We start from the raw sequence: 10,007 nt of genomic DNA, 5'->3' as shown, positions 1-10,007 counted from the left end.
CCCGCGGAGCGGGTCCCACAGCGCTGCGCGCTGCGCAAGCGAACACCCCTTGCTTCGCAAGGGGTGTTGCGCTCCCGCTCCGCGGGAGCGCACATGGGACGCTGCGCGTCCCATGTCAACTACGTTGCTGCGCAACGTAGTTGACGCTCCGTCCGCTGCGCTCCCGGAGCTTACGGGAGCTGCGCCCCCGTAGTGGCTTCCGCTGCGCTACAGCCACCTGTGACGCTCCGCGTCACCAGCTGGGCCACGCTCCGCGCGGACCAGCAACGGGCCTGCCGGCCCGGCAGTAAGGGTGGGCCACCCGGGGGCGTGGAGCAGCTTGGGTTGTGTTTTGCTTCAAAATATATCGCAGCTTGAGTCTGGACCGGACGGGACCCTCCGATCCGCGTCCCCGGATCACCGTGTCGTGTGGGAATCTGCACTTTGCTGTCACTGGCATACGTCAACAGGAAAGCGGGCATCAACGCACGGTACTCATGTACGTGAGGTCAATGCTGAGTGTGGCCGCCCGCGAAGGCATCGGGCGCATAAGGAACTGCTTCGCCGGTATCGGCATCAACGAGTCTGCGAGCTGCTCCCAACAGGGCCCTCCATGGATGGGCGTTGCCTCTACGTGGATGAGTGGCGTGGCGGCTCTGAGACCGACCTGATGGACTTGACGTACATGAACGCTGAGTTCATCAACTCTGCTTGCAGAACACGTCACCCGACGTAGGGACAAGCCTCCGTAGCCTGACGGCGCCCCAAGAATAGGGGTCTGCTCATGAACGTGAAGTCCATCAGGTCATGTTCTAGGATCGTGGCACCCGGTTCATAGGACATGGGCACAGCTGTTGTGAGAACTGGCTGCCCAGTTCCTGAGAACCGGGTGGGAGCTCACAGGAACTGGGTGCCAGATCGTCAGATCTGGGTGGAGAACACTGTTTCTGCAGGTAGGACTGCGAGTGTGGCTGCCACCCTCTTTAGCAGTAGGACACGCCGTCCCCTGCGACATCAGGCACTGGGCGTCGTGCATCTCAAGCAGTCGCGCGCCTCTCGCGGTCCCCTAAGCAACTGGTGCGTCGCACAGGGCTGACACATGCTGCCGATCGAGGATTCCCCCAGTAAGCGCCCACCCTCCCCAGCCGACGAAAGCACGCCACGACGTGCCCGCAGTCGACGCCATACCCGTCACGTGTGCCTCCATCAGCCCGCCTCGGTCTCAGCCACGTTGCTCTTTCACACCACGTCCTAAGCCGCGGCCGCGCACGACGCGGCACGTCCCCGTCGGTGCACCGCAGGCCCCCAGGGCCCCGATCGCCTTGAGGTGGCCTGCCTCGTCTCCGAGGAGAGCGGTGCTGCATTGAGACGCTATGTACATCTCACAACTCCGCAGAAACCGAGGGGAGTTGGAGGAGGTGGAGGGAGCCGTACCGGCACAGCTGCCATGCAGCCACAGATGTACGGGGATCGATGCGGCGTCGGCCGGTGGGCCGGGCGGTGGGGCGCCCGGCGTCGTTAGTCGGTGGGGGCGACGCCTGCGCGGAGTAGTCCGTAGGTGTAGGCGTCGCCGAGGGCCTGGCAGGAGGCGGCGATGATGTTGTCGCCGACTCCGACGGTGGACCACACGCCGGTCGCGTCGGTGGTCGAGATCAGGACCCGGGCGGCTGAGGTGGTGCCGTGGGTCTCTTCCAGGTTGCGGACCTTGTAGTCCACCAGCTCCAGTTTGGCGAGCTCGGGGTAGATGCGTTCCAGTCCGGCCCGCAGCGCCTGGTCGAAGGCGTTCACGGGGCCGGTGCCCTCGGCGGTGGCGACGATCCGTTCGCCCTGGGTCCAGAGCTTCACGGTCGCCTCGTTGGCGTGGCTTCCGTCGGGGCGGTCCTCGGCGATGATGCGCCAGGACTCGATGCGGAAGTGGCGCCGTGGGCTGTCCGGCATCTCTTCGCGCAGGAGGAGTTCGAACGAGGCGTCGGCGGCCTCGTAGGTGTAGCCGAGGCGTTCTTGTTCCTTGACGCGGGCGACGACGCGGCCGACCAGGTCCCGGTCTCCGCCGAGGTCGATCCCGAGCTCCTTGGCCTTCAGCTCGATGGAGGCGCGCCCTGCCATGTCGGAGACGAGCATCCGCATGTGGTTGCCGACCAGCGTGGGTTCGATGTGCTGGTAGAGGTCCGGGTCGACCTTGATCGCGGAGGCGTGCAGGCCCGCCTTGTGCGCGAAGGCCGATACGCCCACGTACGGCTGGTGCGTCGACGGGGCGAGGTTCACGATCTCGGCGATGGTGTGCGAGATCCGGGTCATGTTGCCCAGTGCGCCGGCGGGCAGTACCCGCATGTCGTACTTGAGCTCGAGAGCGGCGGCGACGGGGAAGAGGTTGGCGTTGCCGACCCGCTCGCCGTAGCCGTTGGCGGTGCACTGCACGTGCGTGGCGCCCGCGTCGACGGCGGCGAGGGTGTTGGCGACCGCGCACCCGGTGTCGTCCTGCGCGTGGATGCCGAGCCGGGCGCCGGTGTCGGCCAGGACGGCCGCCACGGTTGCCTGGATCTGGGCGGGGAGCATGCCGCCGTTGGTGTCGCACAGGACGACGACGTCGGCGCCCGCCTCGGAGGCCGTACGGACGACGGCTTTCGCGTACTCGGGGTTGGCGCGGTAGCCGTCGAAGAAGTGCTCGCAGTCGACGAAGACGCGCCTCCCCTGCTCACGGAGGTAGGAGACGGTGTCGCGCACCATCTCCAGGTTCTCCTCCAGGGTGGTGCGCAGGGCGAGCTCGACGTGCCGGTCATGGGATTTGGCGACGAGCGTGATGACCGGGGCGCCGGACACGAGCAGTGCGTGGACCTGTGGGTCCTCGCTCGCCTTGCCGCCTGGGCGGCGAGTCGCACCGAACGCGACCAGTTGGGCGTGCCGGAAGCCGATCTCCTGCTGGGCGCGGGCGAAGAACTCGGTGTCCCGGGGGTTCGCGCCGGGCCAGCCGCCCTCGATGAAGCCCACGCCGAAGTCGTCCAGGTGCCGGGCGATGGCCAGCTTGTCCCTGACCGTGAGGTTGATTCCCTCGCGCTGCGCGCCGTCGCGCAGCGTGGTGTCGAAGACGTGGAATCCGTCTTCGGTGTGGTGGACGGTGGTCCGCTGGGGTGAGCCGGCCGGGGCGTTCATGCCGGCCGGACTCGGGTCGGGGCTTTCCGCGGGATGTGCGGTGTGCCGTTGCGCGGTGGCGGTGTGCGAAGGGTGCTTCTGCCGGTCGGCGCTTGGGGAAGACCTGCCACTTCCACGGTGGCCTCCTCGTCCTCGTGTCGGGCTCTGCTGCGGGCGTTCGACACGCTACTCGCGCGGGGCGATCAACAGGATTTGTTCAAGGGGGCGTTGGGATTCTGTTCACGGCGGCGCGGGCCGCGGGGCGCGGGGGCGTAGGCGCGCAGGGGTAAGGCGCGTCGGCGTGGGGCGCGTTGGGGGGCGGTGGGCGTGGTGGCGTCGCACCCACCGCCCACCGCAGGGCCCCGGGGGGCCGAGGCCTGGGTCAGAGGGACCTGTTGTGGGCGAGGCGGACCTCAAGTCCGTCAAGGGTGCACTGAAGTCCGTAGTCGAACGTCTCGTCGCGGACCTTGCCGGGATCCTTGTCCCGTTGGGCGGCATGGCCTTCCGCGAGACGCGGGTGGTCGCGGGTGGCTTCCTCCAGCGCCGGGCGCAGGCTGTTCACCCACTCCCACTCGGTGCTGCCGCTGCGGGCGATCATCGACAGGTACGCGGCCTCGGAGGTGGCCACGCCGATGACGTAGGCGACGACCGTGCTCATGACGCGGTCGGTCTCGTGCCGGGGAAAGCCGGCGGTCTCGAAGATGGCGAGCATCTGGTCCGACATCTGCATCACGTTGGGGCCGAGGTGGGAGAGGCCGACCTGGCCGAGCACGGAAGCGACCCAGGGGTGCCGCAGCGCCATGGCACGCAGGCTGTTGGCGGCGTTCGCGGCGGCGGCCCGCCATTCGGACTGGTCCGCGGGCGCGGGGATGTGCAGTTCGCCGTAGACCTCGTCGACGACCAGTTCGATGAGCTCGTCGCGGTTGGCGACGTGGCGGTAGATCGATGTGGCGCCGGCGTTGAGCCGGTTGCCGAGGCTGCGCATGCTGAGCGCCTCGATCCCTTCGGCGTCCAGCAGTTGTACGGCTTCCGCCACGATGCGTTCGCGGGTCAGTGGCTCCCGCTGGCGGCGCGGGCGGGTCCATACGGAGGGGATCGGCTGCTGGTTGGCCTGCTGCATGTGTCCTCGCCCTTCTTCTCGTCGCGCGTCACCATAGCCCATGGCGTGCGCAATAGGGTACGTCGTGCGCAGTGGTGGTTCCGGCTTCCCACGCCTTCGGGGACGGGGGCGTCATCGCGCCAACGGTGTCGGTCCCCCGCGAGGGCCGACTTCGCGGTGCTGCTGGCCCGTGTCCGCTGTCCGTGCATGCCGGGTACCGCGACTTTGCGCCATGAGCGCCGTAGGGATCAAACGTTCGCCCCTCTGGAGCCTTGCATCGCGAGGAGCCGCGGTCTCCATCCGCCTGCGGCTCGCTCTTTTCGCGCGCTCAGCGCCTGGCGGCTCGTGTACCGGTTGAGCGCCTTCCGCTTATCGGGAGCCGCACTTTACGATCAAGATCACAGCTTCCGCCCGCGCTCCGCACGTTGTGTACGAGAGCAGGAGCGGCCTCCGGCGGGAGCGGACCACCCCGCCGGGGCACCCCGGGAAAAGCACGCAGACAACAGGCACCATTGCGAACGCTGCGCCCATGTGCGTACAGTGTTCGCGTAATGAGAATGCCATCCGCATTATCGAGGGAGTAGCTATGCCGAAGGACCTGAGCTGGGACGCGCAGGGCAACTGGGCGGCCAAGGGCGACTGGGGGGCGAGGGACTCTCAGGGCCACAAGCTGTACTTGGGTCACTGGCAGGCTCGTCTCGACCAACTCCGCATCACCCACCACGTTCCCGGGGCCACGCTGGCCGTCCTCGTCGACGGAGAGGTGCACGAGCTGGCGAGCGGCGTTCTGCACCGCGGCACCGGAGTGGACGCGACCGCCGACTCGGTGTTCCAGCTCGGCTCGCTCGCCAAGATCTACACCGCCACCCTGATCATGCAGCTCGTGGACGCCGGCGCACTTGACCTGGATGCCCCGGTGCGCGATGTGCTGCCGGACTTCGTCGTCGCCGACGAGGAGGCCACCCGCACCATCACCACGCGGCAGCTGCTCTCCCACACCAGCGGGCTCACCTGCGACTTCACCTACGACTCGGGCCGGGGCGACGACTGCCTGGCCCGCTATGTGGAGGCCGCGAGGGACGTGGGCCTCGACTGCCCCCCGGGCACCGCCGTCTCCTACAGCAGCCTCGGCTACAACGTGCTCGGCCGCGTCATCGAGGTGCTCACGGGCCAGACCTGGGACGAGGCGCTCAAGGACCGGCTCCTGGTCCCGCTCGGCCTCAGCGGCACGATGACGCTGCCCGAGGAGGCGCTCGCCCACCGGGCCGCGATGGGACACCTGGGCGAGCTGGGCGAGGAGCCCGCGCCCGCCCCCGCCTGGGACCTCATGCCGCGCTCCGCGGGCCCCTACGGACGGGTGCTCGCCACCGCCGGCGATGTGGCCCGCCTGGTCAAGATGCACCTGGACAACGGCCAGGGCCCCGAGGGTTCGCGGGTGCTCAGCGCGCGCTCCGTCGCCGCGATGCAGCAGCGTGAGGTGGACGTCCCCGACAAGTGGACGGTCAGCGCCGACGGCTGGGGTCTTGGCTGGACGCTGTACGACTGGGCGGGGACGGCGGGCTTCGGCCACGACGGCGCCTCCATCGGGCAGTACGGCTTCCTGCGGGTGGTGCCCTCGGCGGGCGTGGCGCTCGTCCTGCTCACCAACGGCGGCGACGCCCGCCAGCTCTACGCGGACCTCTTCGACGAGCTGTTGAAGGACCTCGCCAAGGTGCGGATGCCCGCCCCCTTCGGGCCGCCCGCGCAGCCGCCGGTGGTGGACCTCGCTCCGCTGTGCGGCACGTACAAGCGTGAGGGCGTGGAGATCACCGTCACCGAGCATGGCGGCACGGCCCACCTGGTGTACGCGTTCGTCGACGGCATGAAGGACTTCTCGCCGCCGCTGGAGATGGACCTCGTCCCGGTCTCCTCGACGGTGTTCGCGGGGCCCGGCAGCGGCGCCTACAGCGCGGACTGGATGCCGGTGGTCTTCTCCACCCTGGCCGACGGCACGGCGTGCGTGTACATCGGGATGCGGGCGGCCCCCAAGATCGCCTGACGTCGACGTCGACCCCGTCGCAGGGGCCGGGTGACGGTTCCCCGGCCCTTGCGACGGCCTCGCGTCGCGTGGCGGTGTACGGGCCTGCGTCTCTGGCGAGGCGCCCTGCCCTGCGTGCAGGATCGGGGGATGACCAGTCTCGCCACCAGACTCCCCACGCTGCGGCACTTCTCCTCCCCTGATGACGTCTCTCACGCGCTGCGCCAGGCCCTCATCGAGTGCTGGATCGAGGTCACCAACGCGGGCGGCGCCGCGGGCTTTCACGTACCGCCCATCGACGCCCGTCACGCCACCCCGGCCGTCGACGCCCTCGTCGGCCGCCTGGCCCCCGTGGCCAGCCGCCTCGTGACGGCCTGGCTGGACGAGGAGCTCGTGGGCTGGCTCAACGTACGGCGTGACCCTTCCGAACTGGTCGCCCACTGGGGCACGTTGCACCATGTGCAGACACGCACCGCGGTCCGTGGCCTGGGCGTCGGTTCCGCCCTGATGCGGGAGGCCCGCCGGGTCGCGAGGGATGACATGGGTCTGGAGCAGCTGCATCTGACCGCCCGGGGCGGCAGTGGTCTCGAGGACTTCTACGGGCGGCTCGGATGGCACGAGGTGGGCCGCTGGCCGGCGGCCTTCCGGCTCGGCCCGGGCAACGACCAGGACCAGATCCTGATGATCCTCTCGCCGCTCTGAGCCGGGTCGGTCGGCCGCTGTTCCGGCCGACCGGACTGCCGGATTTCCCTTCGGGGTGTGCAACCCTGCCGTTTCGCTCACTTGAAAACCGGGGGGCGGTCTCTTTCCCGCCCCGGTTGTCGGCGGCTCTTACGGGGTGTTCTCCGGCCCGCGTACGACGGAGGTGCCGGCCAGCCGGTCGGCCAGCGAGCGGCCGGACGAGGAGAGCGCGGGCAGAGCGTTCGCCCAGAAGACGACGAGGGCGAGCAGCCAGGCGGCGAAGGCGGCGAGAAAGGCGCCCGAGGTCAGCAGGGAGCAGGCCAGGGCGAAGCACCCTACGTCGGCGGTGGTGCTCGCCGCCGCCCTGAGCGCGCTGGTGCGCGGCCGCCGCGGGGTGATGCGCAGGCCCAGCATCTTCTTGCCGAGGGTGCGCCCGGCGATGGCCAGGGCGGCGAAGTGGTAGAGGAACGTGGCCACGACGAGCAGGGCGCAGGACTGGATGACGATGAGCACCGCCTCGCGCCACATCTGCCTGCCGAGCCCCTGCGCCCGATCGAGGGTGTCGCCGTCCGCGGTCAGCAACTGCCAGGCACCCTGGCCCGCGAGGTCGGGCAGGTCGGTCAGCACCTCGGTGATGCGCTGGACGGCGAGCGCGCCGAGCAGGAACGCCAGGGCGAGGACCAGGGCGAAGTCGACGGCCCATGCCAGGGCGCGGCGGCCCGTGGAGGGGCGGCTCGTGGAGGGGCTGCCCGTGGAGGGGCTGCCCGTGGAGGGGCGGCTCGCTGTCGGCGGTGCGGTGTGCGGGGCGGACGGGCGGGGCGGTGCGCTGTACGGGGCGGTCGTCGGGGGTGGTGCGCTGTACGCGTTGGTCACTACGGGCGGTGCGCTGTACGCGTTGGTCGTCGCGGGCGGTGCGCTGTACGCGTTGGTCGCTGCGGGCGGTGCGCTGTACGCGTTGGTCGCCGTGGGCGGAGTGGTGGGCGCGTGGGTTGGTGCGGGCCGAGCACCGTACGCGTCGGGCGTCGCAGGTGGTGTGCCGTACGCGTTGGTCGCTGCGGGCGGTGCGCTGTACGGGTTGGTCGCTGCGGTCGGGGCTGTGGGCGCGTGGGTTGCTGCGGGCCGAGCACCGTACGCGTTGGTCGCCGCAGGCCGAGCGCTATACGCGTCGGGCGTCGCGGGCGGAGCGCTGTGCGTGTCGGGCGTCGCGGGTGTGGTGGGCGCGTGGGTTGTTGCAAGCGGTGCGCTGTACGCGTTGGGCGCCGTGGGCGGAGTGGTGGGCGCGTGGGTTGTTGCGGGCCGAGTGGTGGGCGCGTGGGTTGTTGCGGGCCGAGCGCCGTACGCGTCGGGCGTCGCGGGCGAAGCGCCGTACGCGTTGGTCGTCGTGGGCGGAGCGTTGTGCGTGTGGGTTGGTGTGGGCGGTGCGCTGTATGGGTTCGTCATGGGGGTTCCCTGGGCCGGCCGCCGGGTTGGGTGCGCACACGGCGAGAGCGGTGAACGTGGCCGAGGCTTCGCCTGGTGGGCCACGATCGCCGCTCTTGGGCCGTGTCGCTGGAATCAGTGGGTGGTCAGGACCTGGTCCGGGTTGGTGCCGTCCGCCTCTCGCGTCTTGTCGGGGGTGATCTGGTCCTCCTTGCGTGCGCGCATGAGGAAGAAGGCGAGGACGGCGGCGCCCACGACGCCGGCGGCGCCGACCTGGAAGCTGGCGGACATGCCGTCGGTGAAGGCGTCGTTGACGAACTTCAGCAGGCCGGGCTTGGACTCGGCCACGGCGAGCGCGTCGCCGATCGACTCGCGGGCCGCCTCGGGGGCGTCGGCCGGCATGTTGCTGGTGAACGTGTGGGTCATCACGGCGCCGAGGATGGCCACGCCAAGTGCCGCGCCCGCCTGCTGGATCGTGTCGTTCAGCGCGGAGCCGACGCCGGCGTGCTCATCGGGAATGGCGCCCATCATGGCCGCCATCGCCGCGGGCATCGCCAGGCCGCTGCCCGCGCCCATCAGGCACATGGCGCCGGCCAGGACGCCCCAGCTGTCGCCGACGGAGAGCGTCGACAGGAGTCCGAAGCCGGAGGCGATGACGAGCAGGCCGAGGACCGCCATGGCCCGGTTGCCGGTCTTGGCGATCAGCGAGGCGCCGAGCGCGTTGAACGCCAGGGTGGCGACGGCCAGCGGGGTGAAGGCGAGGCCGGTCTCGGTGGGGGTGTAGCCGAGGACGAACTGCAGGTACTGGGTGAGTACGAGCATCAGGCCGCCGTTGGCCAGCGTCAGCAGGACCAGGGAGAAGCTGGCTCCGGTGAAGACCCGGTCACGGAAGAGCGTGAGCGGGACCATCGGGGAGTGGTGGTTCTTCTCCCAGAGGGCGAAGCCGACGAGGCTGAGCACGGTCACCGCGAGCGAGAGCTGGGTGCTGGTGTGGCTCAGGCCGCCCTTGGGCAGTTCGTTGATCGTCCAGACCAGGGCGCCCACGCCGACGACGGACAGCACCATGCCGACCGGGTCGGCCTTGCGCCAGGGCCCCTTGGACTCCGGCATCAGCACCATGGCCGCGATGATGGCGAGCACGGCGATCGGGACGTTGATGAGGAAGACGACGCCCCACCAGTAGTGGGCGAGCAGCGCGCCGCCGAGGACCGGTCCGCCGACCAGGCCGACCATGGCCACGGCGCTCCAGGCCGCGATCGCCTTGGGCCGCTCGGCCTCGTCGAAGACGGTGATCAGGATGGACAGCGTGCTCGGCATCACCAGCGCGCCGCCGACGCCCATCAGGACGCGGCCGAGGATCAGTTGTTCGGGGGTGGTGGCGACCATGCCGACGAGTGAGGCCGCGCCGAAGACCGCGAGGCCGATGATCATCACCTTTCGCCTGCCGAACTTGTCGGACAGGCTTCCCGCGGTCAGCAGAAGGCCGGCGAAGACCAGCATGTACGACTCCAGGACCCACTGGATGTCCTGAGCGCTGGCGTTCAGATCCTCCGTGATCGTCGGAACCGCGACGGTGAGCACCATGTTGTCGATTACCAGCACGAGCGTGCTGAGGCACAGCACGACCAGGATGAGCCAGCGTCGTGGGTGACGTTCCATCATTCAACCTTTCGAACGGGTGAG

General features: G+C 69.8%; 6 protein-coding genes. 2 read left to right on the top strand and 4 right to left on the bottom strand.

Going from position 1 to position 10,007, the window contains the following annotated elements; translation table 11 throughout:
- Window positions 1-1,497 precede the first annotated feature (1,497 nt).
- Both cimA and ACIBCK_RS38020 read right to left on the bottom strand, forming a co-directional pair.
- Entirely contained in the window at window positions 1,498-3,129 is a 1,632-nt protein-coding gene (gene cimA, locus ACIBCK_RS38025) for a citramalate synthase (protein ID WP_399397810.1), read from the bottom strand.
- A gap of 361 nt (window positions 3,130-3,490) precedes the next feature.
- Window positions 3,491-4,228: a TetR/AcrR family transcriptional regulator gene (locus ACIBCK_RS38020; RefSeq protein WP_399397809.1), complete on the bottom strand. Its 738-nt coding sequence runs from the start codon at window positions 4,226-4,228 to the stop codon at window positions 3,491-3,493.
- A 565-nt stretch (window positions 4,229-4,793) separates the two neighbouring features.
- Here ACIBCK_RS38020 and ACIBCK_RS38015 point away from each other — a divergent pair.
- Together ACIBCK_RS38015 and ACIBCK_RS38010 are read left to right on the top strand one after the other, a co-directional pair.
- Window positions 4,794-6,245, top strand: a complete 1,452-nt coding sequence (locus ACIBCK_RS38015; protein ID WP_399397807.1) for a serine hydrolase domain-containing protein — start codon at window positions 4,794-4,796, stop codon at window positions 6,243-6,245.
- Window positions 6,246-6,374: 129 nt separating this feature from the next.
- The gene (locus ACIBCK_RS38010) at window positions 6,375-6,926 is read left to right on the top strand and encodes a GNAT family N-acetyltransferase (RefSeq protein ID WP_399397806.1); all 552 of its coding nucleotides are present in this window, start codon (window positions 6,375-6,377) and stop codon (window positions 6,924-6,926) included.
- A 129-nt stretch (window positions 6,927-7,055) separates the two neighbouring features.
- Here the strand turns inward: ACIBCK_RS38010 and ACIBCK_RS38005 are convergent, their stop codons facing one another.
- Both ACIBCK_RS38005 and ACIBCK_RS38000 read right to left on the bottom strand, forming a co-directional pair.
- Window positions 7,056-7,778, bottom strand: a complete 723-nt coding sequence (locus ACIBCK_RS38005) for an RDD family protein (protein ID WP_399397805.1) — start codon at window positions 7,776-7,778, stop codon at window positions 7,056-7,058.
- Between the two features lie 681 nt (window positions 7,779-8,459).
- Complete coding sequence (locus tag ACIBCK_RS38000; protein ID WP_399397813.1) at window positions 8,460-9,983, bottom strand: MFS transporter; 1,524 nt, start codon at window positions 9,981-9,983, stop codon at window positions 8,460-8,462.
- Window positions 9,984-10,007: the final 24 nt, after the last annotated feature.

Origin of the sequence: Streptomyces sp. NPDC051218 (genome assembly GCF_044455475.1) — a bacterium.
GTDB lineage: Bacteria > Actinomycetota > Actinomycetes > Streptomycetales > Streptomycetaceae > Streptomyces.
The sequence above is the reverse complement of the archived record's forward strand: the minus strand, read 5'-3'. Positions and strand labels throughout refer to the sequence as shown.

Excerpts from the sequence above, each read along its gene's own strand:
- cimA (WP_399397810.1), bottom strand. The coding sequence starts at position 3,129 with ATGAACGCCCCGGCCGGCTCACCCCAGCGGACCACCGTCCACCACACC.
- ACIBCK_RS38020 (WP_399397809.1), bottom strand. The coding sequence starts at position 4,228 with ATGCAGCAGGCCAACCAGCAGCCGATCCCCTCCGTATGGACCCGCCCG.
- ACIBCK_RS38000 (WP_399397813.1), bottom strand. The coding sequence starts at position 9,983 with ATGGAACGTCACCCACGACGCTGGCTCATCCTGGTCGTGCTGTGCCTC.
- ACIBCK_RS38015 (WP_399397807.1), top strand. The coding sequence starts at position 4,794 with ATGCCGAAGGACCTGAGCTGGGACGCGCAGGGCAACTGGGCGGCCAAG.
- ACIBCK_RS38010 (WP_399397806.1), top strand. The coding sequence starts at position 6,375 with ATGACCAGTCTCGCCACCAGACTCCCCACGCTGCGGCACTTCTCCTCC.